The 22528-nt window shown below is 58.8% G+C and carries 23 protein-coding genes and 1 other RNA gene; 10 read left to right on the forward strand and 14 right to left on the reverse strand.

Annotated features, from left to right (window positions below; genetic code table 11):
* Positions 1–62 precede the first annotated feature (62 nt).
* The 7 genes from CWE01_RS06005 (at position 63) to CWE01_RS06035 (ending at position 8333) form a co-directional block, all read left to right on the forward strand.
* A complete protein-coding gene (locus tag CWE01_RS06005) occupies positions 63–2879 on the forward strand; it encodes an FAD-binding and (Fe-S)-binding domain-containing protein (protein ID WP_100939620.1) in 2817 nt (938 codons plus the stop codon).
* Positions 2880–3004: 125 nt separating this feature from the next.
* Entirely contained in the window at positions 3005–3280 is a 276-nt protein-coding gene (locus CWE01_RS06010) for a hypothetical protein (protein ID WP_100939621.1), read from the forward strand.
* 82 nt (positions 3281–3362) lie between these two features.
* Positions 3363–3754, forward strand: a transfer-messenger RNA (tmRNA) gene (ssrA, locus tag CWE01_RS06015).
* Positions 3755–4125: 371 nt separating this feature from the next.
* A complete protein-coding gene (locus CWE01_RS06020; protein ID WP_100939622.1) occupies positions 4126–4350 on the forward strand; it encodes a DUF6124 family protein in 225 nt (74 codons plus the stop codon).
* A gap of 843 nt (positions 4351–5193) precedes the next feature.
* Positions 5194–5718 carry a LasR-specific antiactivator QslA gene (locus CWE01_RS33540; RefSeq protein ID WP_177410454.1) on the forward strand — a complete coding sequence of 175 codons (525 nt, stop codon included), beginning with the start codon at positions 5194–5196 and terminating at the stop codon, positions 5716–5718.
* A 347-nt stretch (positions 5719–6065) separates the two neighbouring features.
* The gene (locus tag CWE01_RS06030) at positions 6066–6449 is read left to right on the forward strand and encodes a nucleotide pyrophosphohydrolase (RefSeq protein ID WP_100939623.1); all 384 of its coding nucleotides are present in this window, start codon (positions 6066–6068) and stop codon (positions 6447–6449) included.
* A gap of 24 nt (positions 6450–6473) precedes the next feature.
* On the forward strand, positions 6474–8333 hold the full coding sequence (locus CWE01_RS06035) for a DUF2075 domain-containing protein (RefSeq protein WP_100939624.1): 1860 nt from the start codon (positions 6474–6476) through the stop codon (positions 8331–8333).
* Between the two features lie 93 nt (positions 8334–8426).
* On the opposite strand, the gene CWE01_RS06040 is transcribed toward CWE01_RS06035, so the two are convergent.
* The 6 genes from CWE01_RS06040 to cydP form a co-directional block, all read right to left on the reverse strand.
* On the reverse strand, positions 8427–9710 hold the full coding sequence (locus tag CWE01_RS06040; RefSeq protein WP_157815187.1) for a hypothetical protein: 1284 nt from the start codon (positions 9708–9710) through the stop codon (positions 8427–8429).
* Positions 9711–10001: 291 nt separating this feature from the next.
* Positions 10002–10289, reverse strand: coding sequence for a cyd operon YbgE family protein (locus CWE01_RS06045; RefSeq protein ID WP_218274274.1), 288 nt, complete (start codon positions 10287–10289; stop codon positions 10002–10004).
* Positions 10279–10395, reverse strand: a complete 117-nt coding sequence (gene cydX, locus CWE01_RS06050) for a cytochrome bd-I oxidase subunit CydX (RefSeq protein WP_100939626.1) — start codon at positions 10393–10395, stop codon at positions 10279–10281. The genes CWE01_RS06045 and cydX overlap by 11 nt, the downstream gene beginning before the upstream one ends.
* Before the next feature lie 12 nt (positions 10396–10407).
* Complete coding sequence (gene cydB, locus CWE01_RS06055; protein WP_100939627.1) at positions 10408–11550, reverse strand: cytochrome d ubiquinol oxidase subunit II; 1143 nt, start codon at positions 11548–11550, stop codon at positions 10408–10410.
* Between the two features lie 11 nt (positions 11551–11561).
* Positions 11562–13148 carry a cytochrome ubiquinol oxidase subunit I gene (locus CWE01_RS06060; protein WP_100939628.1) on the reverse strand — a complete coding sequence of 529 codons (1587 nt, stop codon included), beginning with the start codon at positions 13146–13148 and terminating at the stop codon, positions 11562–11564.
* Entirely contained in the window at positions 13145–13342 is a 198-nt protein-coding gene (gene cydP, locus CWE01_RS34175) for a cytochrome oxidase putative small subunit CydP (protein ID WP_100939629.1), read from the reverse strand. Before cydP ends, CWE01_RS06060 begins: the two co-directional genes overlap by 4 nt.
* A gap of 234 nt (positions 13343–13576) precedes the next feature.
* On the opposite strand from cydP, the gene CWE01_RS06070 reads away from it, so the two are divergent.
* Complete coding sequence (locus CWE01_RS06070; RefSeq protein ID WP_100939716.1) at positions 13577–14527, forward strand: helix-turn-helix domain-containing protein; 951 nt, start codon at positions 13577–13579, stop codon at positions 14525–14527.
* A 69-nt stretch (positions 14528–14596) separates the two neighbouring features.
* On the opposite strand, the gene CWE01_RS06075 is transcribed toward CWE01_RS06070, so the two are convergent.
* The 3 genes from CWE01_RS06075 to CWE01_RS06085 form a co-directional block, all read right to left on the reverse strand.
* Entirely contained in the window at positions 14597–15079 is a 483-nt protein-coding gene (locus CWE01_RS06075; RefSeq protein WP_100939630.1) for a DUF4440 domain-containing protein, read from the reverse strand.
* A gap of 81 nt (positions 15080–15160) precedes the next feature.
* A complete protein-coding gene (locus CWE01_RS06080; RefSeq protein ID WP_100939631.1) occupies positions 15161–16015 on the reverse strand; it encodes a DJ-1/PfpI family protein in 855 nt (284 codons plus the stop codon).
* 13 nt (positions 16016–16028) lie between these two features.
* Entirely contained in the window at positions 16029–16775 is a 747-nt protein-coding gene (locus CWE01_RS06085; RefSeq protein ID WP_100939632.1) for an SDR family oxidoreductase, read from the reverse strand.
* Between the two features lie 359 nt (positions 16776–17134).
* Here CWE01_RS06085 and CWE01_RS06090 point away from each other — a divergent pair, with 359 nt between their 5' ends.
* Positions 17135–17374, forward strand: coding sequence for a hypothetical protein (locus CWE01_RS06090; protein WP_100939633.1), 240 nt, complete (start codon positions 17135–17137; stop codon positions 17372–17374).
* Positions 17375–17418: 44 nt separating this feature from the next.
* Here CWE01_RS06090 and CWE01_RS06095 read toward each other — a convergent pair whose 3' ends face one another.
* From CWE01_RS06095 to ectB, 5 genes are read right to left on the reverse strand one after another with little or no spacing between them, the layout of a single operon-like run.
* Positions 17419–17724, reverse strand: a complete 306-nt coding sequence (locus CWE01_RS06095) for a hypothetical protein (RefSeq protein WP_100939634.1) — start codon at positions 17722–17724, stop codon at positions 17419–17421.
* Between the two features lie 9 nt (positions 17725–17733).
* Positions 17734–18357: a LysE family translocator gene (locus CWE01_RS06100; RefSeq protein WP_100939635.1), complete on the reverse strand. Its 624-nt coding sequence runs from the start codon at positions 18355–18357 to the stop codon at positions 17734–17736.
* 54 nt (positions 18358–18411) lie between these two features.
* On the reverse strand, positions 18412–19725 hold the full coding sequence (locus CWE01_RS06105; protein ID WP_100939636.1) for a SidA/IucD/PvdA family monooxygenase: 1314 nt from the start codon (positions 19723–19725) through the stop codon (positions 18412–18414).
* A 9-nt stretch (positions 19726–19734) separates the two neighbouring features.
* Positions 19735–20202, reverse strand: coding sequence for a GNAT family N-acetyltransferase (locus CWE01_RS06110; protein WP_100939637.1), 468 nt, complete (start codon positions 20200–20202; stop codon positions 19735–19737).
* A complete protein-coding gene (ectB, locus tag CWE01_RS06115) occupies positions 20199–21461 on the reverse strand; it encodes a diaminobutyrate--2-oxoglutarate transaminase (protein ID WP_218177026.1) in 1263 nt (420 codons plus the stop codon). The genes CWE01_RS06110 and ectB overlap by 4 nt, the downstream gene beginning before the upstream one ends.
* Before the next feature lie 743 nt (positions 21462–22204).
* On the opposite strand from ectB, the gene CWE01_RS33260 reads away from it, so the two are divergent.
* A complete protein-coding gene (locus tag CWE01_RS33260; protein ID WP_157815188.1) occupies positions 22205–22351 on the forward strand; it encodes a hypothetical protein in 147 nt (48 codons plus the stop codon).
* The last annotated feature ends 177 nt before the right edge of the window (positions 22352–22528 follow it).

Here is a 22528-nt window from a genome sequence, read left to right on the forward strand (position 1 = left end):
ATCACCGCCTGATTGAACGGGGCACGTAGCGCACCAGACGCGCGACCCCGTGAGGAGTTTGCATGAACCTGCCCCAACCGTTCCTCCACGCGGTCGAACGCCTGATCCCTCGCGAGCGCCGTTTCGACGACCCGCTCTCGACCCTGGCCTTCGGTACCGATGCCAGCTTCTACCGGCTGATCCCCAAGCTGGTGATCCGCGTCGAGTCCGAAGACGAAGTGGTAGCCCTGCTCAAGCTGGCGAGCCGCGACCAGGTTCCGGTGACCTTCCGCGCGGCCGGCACCAGCCTGTCGGGCCAGGCCATCAGCGACTCGGTACTGATCGTGCTCGGCGACCACTGGAACGGTCGGGAGATTCGCGGTCAAGGTGCGCAGATCCGCCTGCAACCCGGCGTTATCGGCGCCCAGGCCAATGCCTGGCTGGCGCCGTTCGGGCGCAAGATCGGCCCGGACCCGGCCTCGATCAACGCCTGCAAGATCGGCGGCATCGTCGCCAACAATGCCAGCGGCATGTGCTGCGGCACCGCACAGAACACCTACCACACCCTGGCCGGGATGCGCCTGGTCCTCGCCGACGGCAGTCGCCTGGACACCGAGGATGCGGCCAGCGTCGCGGCCTTTCGCCAGAGCCATGGCCCGCTGCTCCATCAACTTTCGGTGCTGGCCCGGGAAACCCGCGCCAACAGCGAGTTGGCGGCAAAGATCCGGCACAAGTACCGGCTGAAAAACACCACCGGCCTGTCCCTTAACGCCCTGGTGGATTTCGATGAGCCGCTGGAGATTCTCAGCCATCTGCTGGTGGGCTCCGAAGGGACCCTCGGCTTTATCAGCGCAGTGACCTACGACACGGTGATCGATCACCCGAACAAGGCCTCGGCGCTGATCGTCTTCCCCGATGTGGAGACCTGCTGCACCGCCGTCACCGTGCTGAAAAGCCAGCCGGTGTCCGCCGTGGAGCTGCTCGATCGCCGCAGCATGCGTTCGGTACAAGACAAACCAGGCATGCCGGCGTTCGTGCGCGAACTGTCCGATGGTGCCTGCGCCCTGCTGATCGAATCCCGCGCCGCATCCTCGTCGCTGTTGCAGGAACAACTGCGGCAGATCATGACGTCGCTGGCGTCGTTCCCGGTGGAAAAACAGGTCGACTTCACCGAAGACCCGACCGAAAACGCCCGGCTCTGGGCGATCCGCAAGGACACCTTTCCCGCCGTCGGCGCCGTGCGCAAGACCGGCACCACGGTGATCATCGAAGACGTGACCTTCCCGGTCGAACAACTGGCCATCGGCGTCAACCGCCTGATCGCGCTGTTCGACAAGCACCACTACGACGAAGCGATCCTGTTCGGCCATGCCCTGGAAGGCAACCTGCACTTCGTCTTCACCCAGGGCTTCAACAGCGCCGCCGAAGTGACCCGTTACCAGGCATTTATGGAGGACGTCGCGCATCTGGTGGCCGTCGAATTCGGCGGCTCGCTCAAGGCCGAACACGGCACCGGTCGCAATATGGCGCCCTTTGTCGAACTGGAATGGGGCCACGACGCCTACCAGTTGATGTGGGCCATCAAACGCCTGCTCGATCCCCAGGGCATTCTCAACCCGGACGTGGTGCTCAGCGACGATCCGCAGATTCACCTCAAGCATCTCAAACCGCTGCCTGCCGCCGACGAGATCGTCGACAAGTGCATCGAGTGCGGCTTCTGCGAACCGGTCTGCCCGTCTAAGGGACTGACCTTGAGCCCGCGCCAGCGGATCGTGATCTGGCGGGATATCCAGGCGAAAAAACGCGCCGGGGTGGACACCACGGAACTGGAGGCCGCCTATCAGTACCAAGGCATCGACACCTGCGCCGCGACCGGGCTCTGTGCGCAACGTTGCCCGGTAGGTATCAACACCGGCGAACTGGTGAAAAAGCTGCGGGGCGAGCAGGCCACACATGGAAAAACCGCCGACTGGCTCGGCACGCATTTCGCCACGGTCTTGCAAGGTGCGCGCTTTACCCTGCATGTCGCCAACGGTGCACGCATGCTGCTTGGGGCGCCGCGCCTGGCGAAGCTGTCATCGAGCCTGACGCGTCTGTCCAAGGGCCGCGTGCCGCAATGGACCAGCGCCATGCCGCAACCGGAGCGCGCGGTGCGCTTCAGTCCGGCGGTCAGCGACGAGCGACCACGGGTGGTCTATCTGGCTGCCTGCGTATCACGGGTGATGGGCCCGGCGGCGGGTGACAAGGAGCAGATGTCGCTGCTGGACAAGACTCGCGGCCTGCTGGAAAAAGCCGGTTACCAGGTGGTGTTCCCGGACAACACCGACCAGCTCTGCTGCGGTCAACCATTCGCCTCCAAGGGCTACGCCGAACAGGCCGAGCACAAACGCCAGGAGTTGATCGGCGCGCTGCTGCATGCCAGCCGCGGCGGTCTCGATCCGATCTATTGCGACACCAGCCCGTGCACCTTGCGGCTGGTGCAGGACCTGGGTGACACCCGCCTCGACCTCTACGATCCGGTGCGCTTCATCCGCACGCATTTAGTGGAGCGGCTGGAATTCACGCCGCAGGACGCGCCGATTGCGGTGCACGTGACCTGCAGCACCCAGCACCTGGGCGAGAGCCAGGCGCTGATCGACCTGGCGCGACGTTGCAGCCACAACGTGGTGATTCCGGAAGGCATTCACTGCTGTGGTTTTGCCGGCGACAAGGGTTTCACCACCCCGGAGCTGAATGCCCACTCGCTGCGGACCTTGAAGGACGCGGTGCAGTATTGCGAAGAGGGGATCTCCACCAGCCGCACCTGCGAGATCGGCCTGAGCCAACATGGCGGGATCGACTACCACGGGCTGGTGTACCTGGTGGATCGGGTGACCCGGGCCAAGTCGGCACACGGATAATAAATAGAACCTTGGCAAGCGCCGGTAGTCCACAGAGAAGGTCCCGTGAAAACGGGACTTCTTCTAATTCGACAGTCTGCGCTGGTGATCGATGACATCGGATCACTCAGTTCAAGGAGATACACATGAACCGTTCCGTACTGCTGGGTCTCTTCGTCACCGCTTCCGTACTCGCCGGGCCTTCGTTTGCCTCGCCGAAGGATGAGTGCCAGGTCAACCTGCAGACCCTCAGCAATGCCAGGGCCCAGCTGCCGTCCACCAGCCAGCAGCAAAACCTCGACAACAGCGTGCAACAGGCGAAAGCCGCCGAGGCGCAAAAAACCGAAAAAGGCTCCGAAGACTGCGTCGCTATCACCGACCGGGCGATTCTGGAAATCCGTAACAGCCAGAAAGGCGGCTAGTAAACCAGCCGTGCGTCGGGATGGCCTTGCGAGCCAGATTGGCGTACACTGCGCAGGCCTGCTGGTTACGTACAGCAGGCACGGGGCCGTTTAGGATTCGACGCCGGTCGCGAAACTCTAGGTGCATGCCGAGTTGGTAACAGAACTCGTAAATCCACTGTTGCAACTACTTATAGTTGCCAATGACGACCATTACGGGGAACAAGCTCTCGCTGCGTAAGCGGCGCTAGCCTTCCTCCTGGCTACTTCGGTGCCAGCAATCATCAGGGGATGTCTGTAAACCCAAAATGATTGTCATATAGAACAGAATCGCCGTGCAGTACGTTGTGGACGAATCGGCTAAAACTTACACAACTCGCCCAAAGCACCCTGCCCGTCGGGTCGCTGCGGGTTAACTTAATAGACACGGCTACGCATGTAGTACCGACAGCGGAGTACTGGCGGACGGGGGTTCAAATCCCCCCGGCTCCACCAAACGAAGCAAAACGAAGCCCGCCTTGTGCGGGCTTTGTTGCATCTGGCCCCCTGACTTTTCGAGCCACACCCGCCCCACCTGTAGGAGCCGGCTTGCTGGCGATGAGGCCATCCGCAACAACCTCAATCTTCCTGCTACAACCCCTCGCACCAACCGCCTCCCCTCACCAAAAACCCGCGCTATTCCAGAGCCATTTTTCACACCCTGCAAGACGACTCCCTTTCCCTTGCCTGAAATTTCCTAGAAACTCCCGTTCGCTTGCGCCTGCCAATTCCGCTGACTAATCTTCGGCCCATCACTGCAAATCAGTGATCGGGTTTAGCAGCCCGGAAACCGTTAGTGGCTCTTCTTTACACCAGGAGTTACTGCAATGGTCAAATCCCCCTATCCCCCATCATCCAATACACAACGCGAAGAAACCCTGATAACCGCCAGTTCGATCCTCGAGTCCGCTGCCGCCACGGCCTATGAAAATGCCGACAATCTCACCGGGCCCAACCGCAAGGTGGCGATGGGTGTCGTGCATCTGATCGAATTGGCACAACGGCTGGTGGACTCGGTGATAGAGGACGTACCAGCGGGAGTAACGAGTTAACGAGGACTTCTGCACCTGGGGAGGCTGAGCCTCCCCGTCATTGCACGACAATAAATAGATCCATTCCCATTTCGCCACTTTAATCTAGGCACCTTTGTCATGATCAATGGCCGCCAGCGTTCAAAAGACCTCAGCGTTGCGGAGATGATGAGCCTTAAAAACAGCTCACGTGACCGTCAGGTTGATGCTGTCTATGCAGCAGGCCCCCTGGCTCTTGAAATGGCTGCGGCTCGGGTTAAAGCTGTCCTTCGTGGAAGCTCTGGACCGCTCACTCGCCCACAACGATTTTCTGCGCTTAGCCGCTGATTTTCGGTCGAACCGGCTTGGCCGTCCCACATTCGACCCTGGCCCAACGGATTGGCGTGAGCGCCCTGTTTCTCCATCCAAGAAACAAAATGCGACAAACAGATCCCACCCCGCCAACAAGACACCCCTACAAAATTATCGGATACTTCGCACGCCGCCTTGGTCCATGACCGACTGAGCAATGCTCCCCCCTTCGTTAGGCTTCTTGAGTCACGGGCATACCTGTGACCGGGTGTCAGAACCTGTAAACCTCACGAAGGCGCGGTAGCGCCGTAGCGATGGAGTCGGCGCATTTTTGCGTTCGGTTGCTTCGCTCATATGGTGGACCGCGCGGGGCAGGCTTCGGCCTGGCCGGCGTTCCTTCGTGAGCCGGATTCTGACCCCCGTGCGGTCCGCCACCCCAACCGCGTCAGATCGGCGGGTGTCGGTTCCTTAACCTCACGATGGAGATAAGGAGAATGGCCTCCCCCCCTTTCGCGCCCGGGCACCACCCACTTTACTTGGCGTTCATGCGACCCGACCACGGAGACTGCCTCCATGATTGATCGCTCACTGCTCTCGCGCCTACCCACACCCGCACTGATCAAATTCGCCTTCCTGGACACTGGCGAAGCAGTTGATCATTTACGCCGTGCTGCCCACTTGTGTCTGGACGGTGCCCGAACCCTGGCCTTTCAAGATGAACAACAAAAGGAGCTAGGCAACAAACTGATCATGGATGCCATCGCCTTTTATGACATGGCGCTCCTCCGGCAACGTCACCCCCCCTCACTCGCGTCAATCGCCACCACCCGCTTCAACGCCTGCACCGATCCGCTGCCTGGAAGCCCCACACCCTGGGAAAAGCAGTTCGCCCAGGAAATCGCCAGCGGCGCACGTTGCGCCGGGCGTTGGGTAGAACGGCAAACCACCCAGCCTCTGTGGTGGGAACTGATCAAAGCTCGTCGTGACTATCCGGAAGGTGATCGGCGCGAGGCCTTCGAAGCTGGTTTTCTACGCCATCTACAGCAACGACTGATCGCGGTGCAATACCGGAGCTCACGCAGTCCATCGCCCCGCTGAACATTTAGGCGGCAACGTGTTCGCGTTGCCAGCCTCTTTGACTTACAAAAGCTCCCCCTAGAAAGTCGGATGGGTCTATCTGCCTACTACTAAATATTTGCTTTTGACCAAAAACCACCGATGAGAAAGCCACGATTGGTCGAAAGCGAATACTCCACAAAATAAATCCGTCCGGTTTTCGAACACGGCCATTGTCCTGATCGTTCAGGACATCAATTGGTCTCTCGACGGCTTGGCAGGCATACAGGGTGTGAGAGAAAAATATAAAAAACCTGTGCAAACAGAGAAATCTCTTACAATCCAAGGCTGAATTTCCAAAAAAATTTTTGCCCCCAAGAGATAGCCCCGTGAGTGACTCAGACAGCTCATCAGCGCCACTGGTTGACGTAGTGAAGCTTGCCGCATCCCTTCAGCGTTTCGCAGATGATCGCGACTGGCAGCAGTTCCACTCCCCCAAAAATCTCATCTTGGCTCTCACTGGCGAGGTAGGAGAGCTGTGCGAGATTTTCCAATGGATGAGCGATGCCGATTCCCTATCCTCCGCAAAAAATCCCGAAATCGGTCAAGCCGTCAAAGACGAATTAGCTGACGTACTGATGTACCTGGTTCGTCTGAGCAGCGTACTCGGCGTAGACCTCAACGAAGCGGTGACACGGAAACTCGCCTCGAACGGCCAGAAATATCCCGTGGATAAAGCCAGAAGTAGCAGCAAGAAATACGACCAACTCTGATCAACCCGAATCTAAGGACGAGCCGTGATCGTTTACGCTGCGACCAAACAGCAATTTCTTAAAGACAACGATAACGATGACATTGAGGAGGTAATCCTCAGGCATTACAAGGAAGCTACCGGCAAGAGCGTGGGGACCTCGGAAATCAGGTCGTGGCAAGGATCCCTAACGTACATGGCCAAGGTCCTGAGAGATGAGGGACTGCCGAGCGACGCAGGCCTGGCCATCGAATTGCACATTCCGCAGTCGTCGAAGCGAATCGATTTTCTACTCACCGGTCGCGACGAAAACCAGGCAAAAAAGGCCGTATTGATCGAATTGAAGCAATGGAGCAAAGCCAACGCCACGACCAAGGATGCCATCGTCAAAACGGCCTTGGGTGGCGGCCTCGTTGAGACCATTCACCCGTCCTATCAGGTATGGTCATACGCAGCGCTGCTGGAAGGCTTCAACGAGGCCGTGTATGACAAAAGCATCGAAATCCGTCCATGTGCCTACCTCCATAACTACGTCAGCGACGGCATCATAGACTCAGCTCACTACGAATCTCACATCAGCAAAGCTCCACTGTTTCTGAAAGGCCCGGAAGAGCTCACCAAACTAAGAAGCTTCCTGAAAAAACATATTACTCACGGTGACAACAAGGAGGTTCTTTACGAGCTGTCCAATGGAAAAATTCGCCCGTCCAAAGCCCTAGCCGAAGCCCTCGGTGGACTGATGAAAGGCAAGCCAGAGTTCGTATTGATTGACGATCAGAAAACAATTTTTGAGTCGGCGCTTGCGGCAGCAAGCGAGGCCTCGGGCCAAGCGCCAAAGGTGCTGATCATTGAAGGGGGGCCGGGTACCGGGAAAACTGTTCTGGCTATCAATTTGCTGGTGAGGCTCACAGAATTGAGGCTGTTAAGCAAATATGTCTCGAAGAATGCCGCCCCACGCAAGGTCTACGAAAGCAAACTGGTTGGCACCATCAAACGCAGCCATTTCTCGAATTTCTTTTCAGGCTCTGGGGCGTTCATCGACACTGAGCCCAACACATTCGATGCGCTTATCGTGGACGAAGCTCACCGGCTGAATGAGAAAAGCGGGCTTTATGGAAATCTTGGCGAAAACCAGATCAAGGAGCTGATCGACTCAGCCAAATGCTCAATTTTCTTCATTGATGAAGACCAGCGCGTCACCTTGAGTGATATAGGCAGCAAACAAGCCATACGTGCCTTTGCCAAGGCCAAGGATGCAGTAGTTGAGGAATACGCACTGTCTTCGCAGTTTCGCTGCAGTGGCTCTGACGGCTATCTGGCGTGGTTGGATGACATGCTGGGCATTCGCCCAACGGCAAATCCGACGCTCGACGCCACAGAATACGAGTTTAAGGTGTTCAACTCACCTCAGGCGATGCATGAAGCCATCGACGAGAAAAACCACGCAAACAAGGCTCGCGTAGTCGCGGGCTACTGCTGGCCTTGGTTGAGCAAGAAAGCCCCCAATGCCGCCGATATCGTTATCGGTGACTACAATCGCCAATGGAACCTGGATCAGGATGGCAGCCTATGGATCATCGCTGAGAATTCCATCGAACAGGTTGGCTGCATTCATACCTGCCAAGGTCTGGAAGTCGACTACATCGGAGTTATCATCGGGCCAGATCTAGTCGTACGTGATGGCCAAGTTGTGACATCACCGGATGAGCGCGACAAACACGATAAATCGATTCGCGGCTGGAAAAAAATGATGAAGGAACAACCTGCTCTGGCAAAAAAAGAAACAGACCTGATCATCAAGAATACGTACCGAACGCTGATGACTCGCGGGATGAAGGGGTGCTACCTGTACTGCACCGACAAAGAGACCGCGCAGTACTTCGAGAGCCGGCTTAGCCAACCTTGACTACCTGCTGTACGGCGATCAACGGGTCTTCCGCGCGCTCGTACCGTTCAACCGCTGGGCCCGGAACACCACCGCCAACCGTCCGAAAGCCTTTCACGACGGCCACCTGCTCGACGGCAAGCCCCTGGCCGACGAAGGCAGCCCTGCCATGGCCGCCACCGGCGGCGATACGGCAGTCATTCCCAACGCCGCGAGCAATTGCACGCGTGGCAACGGCGTGTGATCGACCAGCAGGGCCCTCAATACACTGGCATCGGCTTCAAGCGGCATGTCCAGTGTCCTGCGCACCGACTTGGGCAGGGCCGCCCGCAAGGCCGTGACCATATCCACTGCCTCACCCAATGATTGGCCCAGGCCGTTGTAGACCCGATAGCGCCCATCCGCCCGTACCAGCACCCGCTGCAACTCGGCCTGCTCAAGCCCGATGCTGTCCAGCAAGGCCCCCGCGGGGCTGTCCTGGCGCACCTCGATGCGCATGCAGCCGGGCCAGCAAGGCAAGGTTTCCAGGGTGTGCAGCACCAGCACATCGCTGTCCTCTCCAGCCGCCGACGCCAGGTAAAGCCCCTCGTACGCGCGGTTCAAGCGCAACTGCTGGCGATACCACAGCGCATCCCGGAGCATCCGCGGGGGTGCCACCTGCGCCGTGGACAACTGACGAAGCTCGTCCTCGTCAGCCCGGGCGATCAGCTCTCGTACCATGGAGGTCGGCAGATCGGCAAAGAACCTTCTGACCTGCCGCACCCGGGGATCGCCCGACTGCTGCCGAAACTGATAACAGATGTCGAACACTTCGTTCCTGCGCCGGGCAAGGGCTTCGCCGGCTTTGCGCCTCAACGCCAACAGGCGGTCTGCGGCCGAGGCGTAGTCGCCCCCCAGCCACTCCCTGATCTGCTCGTCGTCCAGATGATTCAGCACACTGATCCACAGATCGCCGGCCATCAATTGAGCCTCGCTCACCGAGATTCGCGGCAAGTCCTCGGCGCTGTCTTGCGGGTACTCGACCCGGTTGGCGGCTCCCGCTTCGAACAACTGCAATACCCGTGAAGTGGGCCAGATCAGTTGCAGTCCCACTTGTTGCAGATAGCGTTGTACATCGGCGTCTTTTGCCGGCGTCTCGTCTTCGGGATGCTCGATGAAGCGCCTGATCTCCCTGTCCAGCCGGAAGCGCTCCACGGTATCGAGCAAAAAGGCCGGGGGCTGCCGTGCCTGGGGATAGACCTGGTGCAACACGGGGTCGTCGATACCACTGGCCACGCAAATCGGTTCGATGTCGGCGTCATCAAATTCAATGAGCAGCGTGTCGATCAACCATTCGAAGTACGCCCCCGTCTCCTCGGGAGGCTCAAGGGAAACTTCACTGTCAGTGGATGTAGGCATGTAGGTGTGTTCTCCGCGTTTGCTGGCCACCGCCCTTGGCGGCATTGCAGAACGATGGAGCAAACCGGCAACCGCGAGGGGCCACCCCATTACCACACACCGCCGGATCTTCGGTCCGTTCTGGCAGTCGACGCCCGGGGCCACCGACGGTCCCCGGGCATCAGCAGCGGCCATGGCCAGGTTGACGATGGTCACCCGCCGTGTCGCGGCGGATCAGCCCGCGAGGACGGCCAGCAGGTCCTCGTTCTGCGGAAAAGGTGACTGGAAAAGGCGGCGTCCATCTAAGTATCCCTAATGCACCCACATCACCGCATAGCCCAAGGTCATCAGCCCCCAGGCCACGAGCGGATGAAACAGCACTTGCCACACTCGCGCACGCGGGTCGAAGCCCACGCCGTGCACATACCCTGCGGCCACGCCCCACATGACCAGCATCAGCAGGTTGTGGTTGTAGTGACCTTGGGCGTTGAGGATGGTGATGGGGTGGATCAGTAGAATCAGGCTCAATGGAACGGCCAGCAGCAGGGACAAGACCCTGCTGCTGGCTCGTCGCAACCGCGGTGTGGCTTCAGCGGTCACCCGCGGACTCCTTATCCAGCGTGTCGGTGGCTTCGAGCCACATGACGTTGATGATGCCGAAGCTACAGGCCAACAAGACGCCGAGGATCCAGGCAAAATACCACATAGTGTGCGTTCCTCAGTAAAGGCCGTGGGGGTTGGCGTCGATGTGCTTGGTGGTCACTTTGCCCCACATTTTGGCGTAGCACCAAAGGGTGTAGCAGAGGATCAGCGGCACGAAAATCGTTGCGGCAACCAGCATAATGTTGAGTGTCATACGGCTGGAAACCGCATCCCATACGGTCAGGCTGGAGGCCGGGTCGATACTCGACGGCATGACAAAGGGGAACAGGGAAAAACCAGCGGTGCAGAGGGTGCCAACGATGGCCAGGCTGCTGCCCAGGAACGCGCAGCGACTGTGACCGCCGCTGGCCGAAAGCAGGGCCAACAACGCCCCGACTATTCCCACTACCGGTGCAATGACGGTCAGCGGGTATTTCCCGTAGTTCGCCATCCAGCCCAGGTTGCTCGCGGCGACGGTCTTGCTCAACGGATTCAGGGCCATGCCGGGCTCAAAGGCGGAGGTGATGGTTTGCCCTTCGATGCTGCCCAGCAAGAGCCAGAGACCGGCACCGATGAAGGCCAGCAGATAAACCGCCGCGAACAGCTGAGCAGCGCGGCGTGAACGCCGGGCAATATCTCCCTCCGTACGCATCATCAACCACGTGCCGCCGTGCAGGCAGAGCATGCTCAAGCTGACGACGCCGGCGAGCAGTCCGAATGGGCTGAGCAGTTGCCAGAAACTACCGTGGTAGCTGGAGCGCAGCGTGTCATCAAACTGGAAGGGCACGCCCAGGAGCAGGTTACCGAACGCCACGCCGAATACCAGCGAAGGCACCACACCGCCAACAAACAGGCCCCAGTCCCAGCTTTGCCGCCAGCGGGTGTTGCTCAGTTTGCTCCGATAATCGAAGCCTACCGGGCGAACAAACAAGGCAAACAGCACCAGCAGCAGGGCCCAGTAGAAGCCCGAAAACGCAGCGGCATAGACCAATGGCCAAGCGGCGAACAAGGCACCGCCGGCGGTAATCAGCCAAACCTGATTGCCATCCCAATGCGGCGCGATGGTGTTGATCACCACCCGTCGTTCGTTATCGTTGCGGCCGACGAAGGGCATCAGCGCGGCGGCGCCGAGGTCGAAACCATCGGTCAGGGCGAAGCCGATCAGCAAGACGCCAACCAGTACCCACCAGATCAGTTTGAGGCTTTCATAGTCGAACATCATTGTGCTCCTCAGACCAGGGCCGGCTGTGTGGCGTGAGCGAGCGATGCCTCGCGTTCCAGGTGATAACGACCGGTGTGCAGGCTGCTCGGACCCAGTCGGGCGAACTTGATCATCAGGTACATCTCGATCACCAACAGCACGCTGTAAAACGCGACCAGCGCCAGCAGAGAACCCCAGACATCACCGGTCGAAACGCTTGAAGCGGACAGATGGGTCGGGAGTATTTCGCCGACAGACCAGGGCTGACGACCATGCTCCGCGACAAACCAGCCGGTTTGCGTGGCGACCCACGGCAGCGGCAGGCTGAACAGCGCCCACTTGAGCAACCAGGGTTTGCTCATTTCGTTCTTGCGGGTAGACGCCCAGAACGCACAGACGAACAAGGCCAGCATCAGGAAGCCGCTGAGTACCATCAGGCGAAAGGTCCAGAAAATCGAAGATACGCCGGGGATGGAGTCCAGCGCAGCCTGTTTGACTTGTTGGTCGCTGGCATCGACCACTTTGTCCGTGTATTTCTTGAGCAGTAAACCGTAGCCCAGATCTTTTTTCACGGCGTTGAAGGCAGAGACTGTCTGTTCGCTTTTATCCCCTGCGCGCAGTTGCCGAAGCAGGTCATAAGCAACCATGCCATTGCGGATCCGTACCTGATGCTGGGCAACCAGGTCCTTGATGCCTGTCACCTGTGTGTCTAGCGATCGCGTGGCAATAATCCCCATGACATAAGGAATCTTCACCGCGTAATCGGTACGTTGTTCGGCCTGATTCGGCAGCCCGAACAGCGTAAAGGCTGCAGGTGCGGCCTCGGTATCCCACTCGGCCTCGATCGCCGCGAGCTTGGTTTTTTGAACATCGCCGATTTCATACCCAGACTCGTCGCCCAGAATGATGACCGAAAGAATCGATGCCATGCCGAAGGCCGACGCGATGGCAAAGGAGCGCCGCGCGAACCCGATATCGCGGCCCTTGAGCAGGTACCAGCTAGAAATGGCCAGGACAAAAATCGCGCCGGTCACGTAACCGGACGCAACGGTGTGGACGAACTTGACCTGTGCCACGGGGTTGAACAGCAAGGCGCTGAAACTGGTCAGCTCCATCCGCATAGTGGTGAAGTTGAACTCTGCCCCGATTGGATTTTGCATCCAGCCGTTGGCGATCAAGATCCACAATGCCGACATGTTCGAGCCGATCGCGACCAGCCAGGTAACCCCCAGATGCTGGACTTTGCTCAGGCGATCCCAGCCAAAAAAGAACAGGCCGATAAAGGTCGATTCCAGGAAGAACGCCATCAAGCCTTCAATCGCCAACGGGGCACCGAAAATGTCGCCGACGTAATGGCTGTAGTACGCCCAATTGGTGCCGAACTGAAACTCCATGGTCAGGCCGGTGGTGACACCCAAGGCGAAGTTGATGCCGAACAGCTTGCCCCAGAACCGGGTCATGTCCTTGTAGACCTGCTTGCCGGTCATCACATAGACAGACTCCATGATGGCCAGGAGGAAGGTCAAACCCAAGGTCAGAGGGACGAACAGAAAGTGATACAGCGCCGTCATAGCGAATTGCAGTCGAGATAAGTCGACGACTGATTCCGAGATCATTGGGGGGGCTTCTCCGGAGGTGTAGGAGGGGGGCCAAGCACGTGCTGGCCTACTGTGACGCCGTCATCCATGACCTCGACCGGAGCGCTGAACCAGATGCTTCGGATCCCCAACAACAAGATGAGCTTGATAAGCAATATCAGGCCAATTTCCTTCATTAATGGTTTTTTTAGAAATTCGAAGGGGCCTGGCATGATGGGCACTCGCAGGGATGGCGGAATTGTCCCGACGGCGAAGACGGCTGACGTTGACTCAGATCAATATTCTCGGCTGCGATGGGAGCGACGAAACGTCACACTCGAACAGCGGCAGTGCTCACTCATGCCAGGCGCGAGGACTTCTGCATCAGTGGAAGGCAATGATCTGCCATGGCGCTATCCGAGGGTTTCCCGCAAAATACGCCCTCCCGGATTTTGAGTGACCTCATCATGCATCGAGTCGGATTCTTCGTTTGCCATGGCCATGATGCTCTTGATCTTGCCGGCCCCCTTTCGGCGTTCAATCAGGTGGTCACCGCCGCCGGCCATACCCCCTATGATCTCCAGGTCATCTCGCAGGCGGGAGGATCAGTGCTGGGCAATGCGGGCCTTCCGATCGAGACCAGGCCGGTAGGCAGGCGCAGGTTTGACACCGTCCTGTTCATTGGTGGCGATATCGAGCCGATGCGAACGTCGGAAAACATCGCCGCCGCCAAGAAACTGGGAGCCAAGGCCTCGCGGGTGGCAAGCGTTTGTACCGGGGCGTTTCTGTTGGCGGAAACCGGCTTGCTGGACGGACGCCGGGCAACGACGCACTGGCTGTACGCCGCTCAATTGCAGTCGCGCTTCCCTGGCATCAAAGTCGGGGGGAACAGTATTTATATAGCGGACGGACATATCTGGACATCCGCGGGCATCGCCGCCGGCATCGACCTGGCGCTCGCCATGATCGAACGGGATATGGGCGTGGAAGTGGCGCGTGCTACCGCCAGGCTGCTGGTCGTGCCCTATCGTCGACCAGGCGGTCAGTCGCAATTCTCCGCCATGTCACAAATGGAGCCGGAGTCGGATCGCATCCGCATTGCGTTGAATTTTGCCAGGGAACATCTAGCTGAAGCGCTACCTGTCGAGCGACTCGCCGATGCCGCCAGATTGAGCCTGCGACAATTCGGACGGGCCTTTCGCCGGGAAACCGGTGAAACACCGGCCAAGGCGGTCGAGCGCTTGCGCGTTGAAGCGGCGTGCCTGCGCCTGCGCGATGGTAGCGAACCAATCGAACAGATTGCCCTGGCGGTGGGCTTCACCGATCCGGAACGGATGCGCAGGGCCTTCGTCAAACTGCATGGACATCCGCCGCAATCGGTCCGACGCGAGAGTCGATTGAGCGGTGAGCGCGGATAGATCGACGCCCCATCGGCGCGCGTAGCCTAGTCAGTGGCCACCAGGGCCACTGCTGTCAGACCAGGGCGCTCAATGAGCGTCAGGTTTCAGGGGGCCGTAATCACTCCACATGTCGCGGTGCAGCTTCCAGACGCCACCCTGCTTCAGGAAGACCAGGATCTGTTTACCGCGAAACTTGAGCGCTCCACTGTGATCACGGACATCGGCCTCCGAAACTTCGGTAACCGCCTGATCGTCACCGTAGAACTCGTAATTGCTGAAAGATACGCTGCCAGGCTGGGATCCGGCATAGCCCTTGGCGAAGTATTCGGTGATCGCGCGGGCACCTATAACTCGGTCGCCCCCGGGCGGCAAGAGGGCGCCATCTTCCGTATAGAGGCGACCTATCGCCTCATAGTCACCCCGCGCGAAGGCCTGCGCCCATCGCGCGTTCTCGGCCTTGATGGCCGCTTCCGGCGGACGCTGTGGTTCACCGGCAGTGGCCGGCAGGGTAAAGGCGAAAAAGGAGAAGCCGGCTGCAAGGGCAGCCGTACAAAGACGGATCTGTCGCATCTGATGATTTCCGATATTGGCTTGAATGGAAGAGGGCCGCACCCGGCTGGGCAGATGCAGCCAATATTGCTTGCCAGCGTTTCAGCGAACGCCGGGTATTCGCGCGAGCCCCTTGGATGCGCCGGGCAGTACCTTGTCGACCATCGCAATGACCTCTGGCCGAGCATCCCTGGGATGACCGGAGTGGAACGGCGGGGCGGGATCGTATTCGATCGCGAGTTGCGTGAATTCGGCGGCCTGTTGACCGCGCAGCTTCGCGGCCACGCGAAGGGCGAAGTCGATGCCCGCCGTCACGCCGCCGCCGCTCATGAACCGGCCGTTGTCGTCCTCGACGAAGCGGTCCGGAACAGCGATGGCGCCGTATTCAGTCAGCTTGTTGACGAAGGCCCAATGGCAGGCGCTGCGCTTGCCCTTGAGAATGCCCGTGGCGGCGAGCACGAGCGATCCATTGCAGACCGACGTAATATGCTTGGCGCTTTCAGCCAGGCGCAGGATCTGCGCCTGGTACTCCGGCCGCATCGGCGCCGACAAATCCGAGCCGCCAGGGACCAGGAGCACGTCGGTCCGCTCAATGTCGGCCAGTCGTTCAGTATTCCCATACACAACCCCGAATTCGAGGGTCACGTTGCCGCCATTGAGGCTCGCATAACGCACCTTGGTATTCGGTAGCCGGTGAAAAATCTCGCTGGGGCCGGCGAAATCGAGCAGCGTGCCGCCGTCGTAATTCACGATCAGAATATTCAGGGGTTCGTTCGGCGCCACCTCTCCCCCGCTGCCGGCCTGCGCGAGAGCGGGAGCGGCACGGCCAAGCAGGGCTCCGCCGCCCAGGAGGGAGCCGAGGGTGACGATGCCGCCGAACTTGAGAACATCGCGGCGGGAACTCCCCGAGCTGAGCGGACCCTCGCCGGTGACGTTGTTTTCGCTATTGTCGGTCACGATAATTGCTCCTTTAAAGTTGCGAGGCTCCGCCATCGACGACCAGTTCGGTGCCGACCACATAGGAGGATTCATCGCTGGCGAGATAGAGCGCCGCGTACGCAATGTCCTCGGCCTTGCCCATGTGGCCCACCGGAACAGCCTGGGCGAACTCGGCCTTACGCTCGCGAACCCACTCATCGGACATCCCCCACTTGCTGATCAGGGGCGTGTCCATCGCGCCGGGCGCAATCGCGTTGAAGCGGATTTTCCGCTCGAGAAACTCGTAGGACCAACTGCGCGCCAGTGATCGCACGGCCGCCTTCGCCGCGGCGGTCAAGGAGATGCCATGCTTGCCGGTCTGCGCGACGAACGAGGTGTTGAGAATGACCGAAGCGCCCTCTCGCAAGTCAGGCAGCACCGCCTGAAGCGTGACCACCACGCCCTTGACGTTGATGTCCATGATCTCCTCATAGAGATCGTCGTCGATGTCGTTGAGTGCGGACGGGAACGCTCGACCGGCGTTGGCAAACACGACATCCAGGCCGCCGAACCGCTCTTTCACCTCGGCGGCAACCGCCCGCATATCCTTGAGCGAACGCACGTCGCCCTGGAGCACCAGCGCGCTCTCGCCCAGCTCGGCCTGCACACGCTCAAATACGGCAACATCGCGACCGGTCACCGCGACCCGCGCACCCTCTGCAATGAAGAGCCTGGCGGTGGCGAGACCGATGCCACTGGTACCGCCGGTGATCAAAACCGATTTGTTCTTGAGCCTCATCTTCTGTCCCCTTCTCTGCCTCGTGATTGGTCAAGCCGAAAGGTCATGGCGTCATCACGGTTATGCGCATGCCTGCGCTCGATGTCCTGGGCAAAGTATGGAAACAGCACCTTTATGGCGTAAAGGTCGTATAACCCTCAAAAAACGTCACAAGCTGGCAGACAAATACACACGGTGGTGTCGAGACTGAGTGAGGGGGAGTTGTATCCCAGGGGCTAGCGCCTTGCGCAGGCATGCGATCGGTTATCAGATCGGCTTCAAACAGGTGTTACAGTGGAATGTAATTTCGAACGGCACTCCAGTTTCCATTCCGCATGAAAACCAATATCACTCATTAAAATCAATCAGTTAAGGAATACATGCCACAAGAACGGCTCGACCTCTTACGACTTCCGAAACCCATCCGGGACCCTGTCAGCGACTTGGTGCGGGCCCTCAATGCAGCCAGCACCGTCGCAGACGTGGAGGCTGAAAGGGTCATTCAGATTGAATTGATCGGAGGCCTGGAATCCGCCAAGCGATTGCGGGCATCCGATATCGAAGCGCTCTACATCATCTTTGATGATGCCGTGGAGGCGAAACTGAAACAGTTGCGGTGAGTTTCAATCGCCACGGTCAGTTCCCGATCGCCCCCTCGACCCGCTTAACAGGCCCACTTGAAGTCCTGAAACGCCAAACCTTTGGCCGGTGCGAGGACGACAGCGCGGGATGGCGCATGGCGGGCAGCCTGCAGCGACGCCGCATAGCTGATCCCGGGGCCCAGCGCTTCCACAAGCTGGAAAATGCCTTCAAGGCTGCAGTCCAGGATCAACGTCACACCTGGGTAGGCGCTCGTCAGGTTCGCCCCCAGACCTCTCAACTGTGCGGCCTCCGGTGCCACGTCGATCAACAACCAACTACGGTTTTTGAAGCGCACGCCCACTTCCTTGAGCAAGTCTTTCCATTCCATGGTGCACCCTCAGCGACTGGCAATCAGCACAGGGATCGCGTTGTTCAGGGAGAACGCCACCAGGAATATCGCCAATCCGACGTCGATCTGCCGAGTGTATTTGAGGAACAATGTCTTGATCGGGCCTTGGCCGAACAACAGGGCCACCAGGGAGTACCAGGTGACTTCCAGGGTCGAACACAACAGCACCACCAGCACCTTGTCCAGGTCCGAGCGCGGCGAGGACAGGAAGCCCGCGTAGATACTGATCATGAAAGCGATGGTTTTCATGTTGCTGATGTTGGTGATAACACCGACCCGATAGGCCTTGGCAAAGCTGGTAACGCCCGGCCCTGCGGTTTCAGGCGTGCCCGTATTTTTCGCAAGCACGCTTTTGATAATGCTATAGGCGATGTACAGCAGGTACGCCGAGCCGCATAGCGTGGCGACCTTGGAGAACGCCGGATACTCATGCAACAGCGCCGCCAGGCCCAACAGCGAAATGGTCGAGAAGAACACACCCACCGTGCAGATCCCCAGGGTTGCGCCAATGCCAGTGGACACCGAGCCCAAGGAAGAAAACCGGCTGACGATAATGAAGTTGGGGCCAGGGCTGATAACCGCCAGGATGTAGATCAGTGCCGCAGTAAACATGAGAACTCCTTTTCATGGGGCAGCAGCCAGCGATGGCTGCTGCGGGGGCGTGGATCAGGCCAACGCTGTTGCCGGCGGATGCAATGCCGCAACCTGCGTCAGTTTTCCCTCCAGTGCCGACAAGATGTGCTCAACCCGCAGGGAAATCAGGCTGAACGATCCCGCGTCCCCAAGGCCGTGAGAGCTTTCGCACAAACCGTTGAGAAACACCGCCGGCAAATCATCCAGGGCCGTCAGACTGTAGTCGCGGTTGACCACCAGAGCCCCGTGGGCATCGGCTCGGAACAGGCGGTGATGTGGCTCGAGCAACGGAGGGTAAAGCTCACCGTTTTCCTTGGCGGCAATGTCCTTGAAGCCGGTGGCCAAGACCAGCGCATCCAGTGCCAGGGTTGAGTGCTGCTGCTGGTTGACCTCCCTGAGTGCCAGTTCCACCTGCCCCGACGCCCCCAGCACCGCCTGTTCGACTGCGATGTTATTGAGAATGCGAATGCGCTGTTTCCCTTGCAGTTTTTCCTCATGGATTCGCACATACAGGGCGTTGATCACATCGCCATCGGCAGAGCTGTAATTGGTGCCACGCAGCTGTTTGTCCAGGCGAGCCTTGGCTTCGGCGGGCAGGTCGAAGTAGTAATCGACGAACTCCGGGAAGTACACCTTGTCGCTGAACGGGCTGGTGTCCTTGAGACGGAAACTGAAGCTGCGGTGCAACGAATAGATTTCCTTGTCCGGGAACCGGGCGCTCAGGTCGAGAACGATTTCCACAGCGCTTTGGCTCGAACCGATCACGCCGATGCGTTGCGCGGAGAGCGGCAGGTTGTGGACATTTTCCAGGTAGTGGTTCAGGTGAAACACCTGCGGGCCGAGCAATCCGCTGAACACCGCCGGGATGTTCGCCGTACGCCCGGTGCCCAGCACCAGGCTGCGGCCGTAGATAATCCGCTGGTCGTTATAGGTGACCTTCCACACCCGTTCACCTTTGAGCACCAGCGGCTCCACACGGTTGGCGAACGCCGAGGACTCCACGCTGCCCTGAAAATGGTCGGCAACCCATTTGATGTATTCGGCATATTCGCGCCGCAACGGGTACGTCAGCGGCAGGTTGAGGTAGTCGAACAGGCGGCCGGTTTCCTTCAGGTAATTGACGAAGCCGTAGCGGCTACGCGGGTTTCGCGGTGTGACCAGATCCCTGAGAGGGTTGTTCTGGATATCCGAGCCGCTGAGCAGCATTTCATCCTGCCAATCGGGCCGTTTCTTGGCATCCAGGAAACGAAAGGACAACGGCGAATCCGACTCCTCCAGGCCGATGGCCAAGGCCAGGTTGGAAGGGCCGAAGCCAATACCGACGATATCGTAAACAGTCTCTGACATGGGAAGCTCCTATCCTTGGATGCGATGAAGTGGCAGGTGGTAATAGTGGTAATCGCTGTTCTCGACAAATCCAAAGCGCGTGTATAAGTTTCGCGCCCTGGGGTTGTCTTCCGCCCCTTCGATAAACAGTTGTTTGGCACCGGTTTGTTTGGCAAATTCCCTGGCCGCGGTTAACAGCGCCAGTCCGGCACCGGCACCGCGTTGCGCCTCGTCGACATACAGGTCATTCAGTATCCATAAGCGCTGCAGCGTGACACTTGAAAAACTCGGGAACAGCTGAGTAAATCCAATAATTGCCTGATTGCTTTGCGCAACGATAATAATCGATTCCCCCAAGTAGAAACGCTCTTGGATAAACGCGAGCGACCGCGCCAGGTTGGAAGGTTCGCCATAAAAACCTCGATACTTGTCCAGTAACGGTGCAATCGCCGGGGCATCTTCGAGTGACGCGTGCCGGGTCACGATAATGGCGCTCATGGCTCACCCCGCGAGATCACGTCGACAAACGCCTGCTCGAGTATTTTCAGGCCTTGGGTAATCTGCTGCCGAGTGATGGTCAAGGCCGGCAAGAACTTCAATACCTGGCTGTCGACACCGGATGTTTCGATGATCAGTCCGAGAACGTAGGCCTGCGCCGCCATTTTTTGCGCCAGGGTCTTGTCCTGAAACTCGATCCCCTTGAAAAAACCTCGGCCTTTGAGCTGGTTCGGCGCCTGGGCGGCAAAGCCTTCGGACAAGGCCAGCAAGCCCTCATGAAAGAAGCTGGCCTTGGCCTTGATCTCTTCGGCAAAACGCTGGTCGGCCCAATAGTGGTCGATCACGGCCTTTCCCGTCACGAATGCCAGGTTGTTGCCCCGGAACGTGCCGTTGTGCTCCCCTGGCTCCCATACGTCCAGATGCGGCGCGATCAAGGTGAGCGACATCGGCAAGCCGTAGCCGCTGATGGATTTGGACAACGTGACGATATCGGGCGTGACACCCAGGGCCTCGAAGCTGAAGAAGTCCCCCGTGCGGCCGCAGCCGGCCTGAATGTCATCGATGATCAAGAGGATGTCATGGCTCCGGGCAATCGCCTGGATTGCTTGCAGCCAGCCGGCCGATGCATGGGTGACCCCACCTTCGCCCTGGACCGTTTCCAGCACGATCGCCGCAGGCTTGTCGACTCCGCTGCCGCTGCGCAGCATCAGCTCAAGGAACTGTGAGGTGTCCACCGTCTCGCCGAAATACTGGTCGTAAGGCATGAAGGTCACGTTGTTCAAGGTAACGCCCGCGCCCGCACGTTTGCGCGGGTTGGCCGTCAGGGCGAGCGCGCCCAAGGACATCCCATGGAAGGCGTTGGTAAAGGCCACGACGTTTTGTCGTCCGGTGTATTTACGGGCCAGCTTGATTGCCGCTTCCACAGCATTGGTGCCGGTGGGTCCGGGGAACTGTACTTTGTAGCGCAGGTGACGGGGCGCCAGGATCTGCTCCTCGAAGGCCGTCAGGAAGGCCTTTTTGGCCGTTGTCTTGAAGTCCAACCCGTGGGTGATGCCATTTCCACCAATGTAATCGAGTAGCGCGGCCTTCAATAACGGGTTGTTATGCCCATAGTTCAAGGCGCCTGCACCACTGAAAAAGTCGATGAATACCTGGCCCTGCTCGCTCGTCAGCGTCGAGCCTTCGGCGGTCTGGAAGGTAGCGGTAAAGTCCCGGCAATAAGAGCGAACGTTGGACTCGTGGCGCTCGAAAATATCCAGGGGTTCATTCGTCGCGGGCACCGCGTTTGAAAACGAGTGACTCAGAGTAGCCGTCATGTCATATACCGTTTATCAATCCAATGAAATGGACTTTCAATAGGTAGAGTTATTCCCCAGTGGCCATGCAGCTAATGCTGAGAAGACTTTAATCCGTTGAAGTCCGCATCTAACTATCATCCTATGAAACATGACCCGCTCTGTTGGCCAGCAGGAACAATGACGTCTTTCATTTTTTAAACTAGCAGAAACCACCAAAAAACCTGGAATTATAAATTCATATGCTTATGACCTTTCTCGCCTGCCGCCTCCGGAGGCGGCTCCTGCGGCGGAAAATCCATTGGCCGCCGCGCACGAAAAACTGACGCAGTTGCCCTGATTTTCAATCCTCGACTAGCAACACAGCCGAGGCTCCTGCTGGACACACTCGACTAGAAAACCCAATGGGAGGGAGGCGCCTGTGTCTGGGCCGCGTTCCCCACCCGCCCCCTGAAACAATGCCAGCGTCTACTCCTGCTCGATCTCCTGTGGGAATCACATCCCACGCCCATGGCCCGGCCGCCACAAGACGTATCCCATATGGCCGGCCTGAAACCCAGGCCCCATGCGGGGCGCCTCGCTACATTCTTTTCTTACATGTAAGGAACTTTTCCGCGCACTAGTGTCAATTTGATAGCGTCCTGTAGCGCTGAAGAATATTGGACCTAGCAGTGCCGGACTGTTTCCTGGCAATCATGGAGGGTGTGATGAGAGTCATCATTGCGGTGCCGTTGATGCTGAGTGGTTACGCCTATACCGACTGCGACAGCACCGGAGACAGTGACCTGCGCCATGCCTGCCATGCGCAAACAGGTCACGGCCGCCTCGGCTACGGCTGCGATCTCCGAGAGTGACCTACGCAACCAATGTGACGCCTTGAAACCCTGACTGAACGGCGCCCCGGATCCATCCGGGCGGAACCTGCCCAAGTTCATTCTGGAGACACAGGCCACGGCAACTGCAAACTTGACATTGGGCATGCCCCGATAAAGGTTTACTAAAAAAACCGATCACACAGACTTAACCGTTGT

Origin of the sequence: Pseudomonas sp. QS1027 (assembly GCF_002814235.1) — a bacterium.
GTDB lineage: Bacteria > Pseudomonadota > Gammaproteobacteria > Pseudomonadales > Pseudomonadaceae > Aquipseudomonas.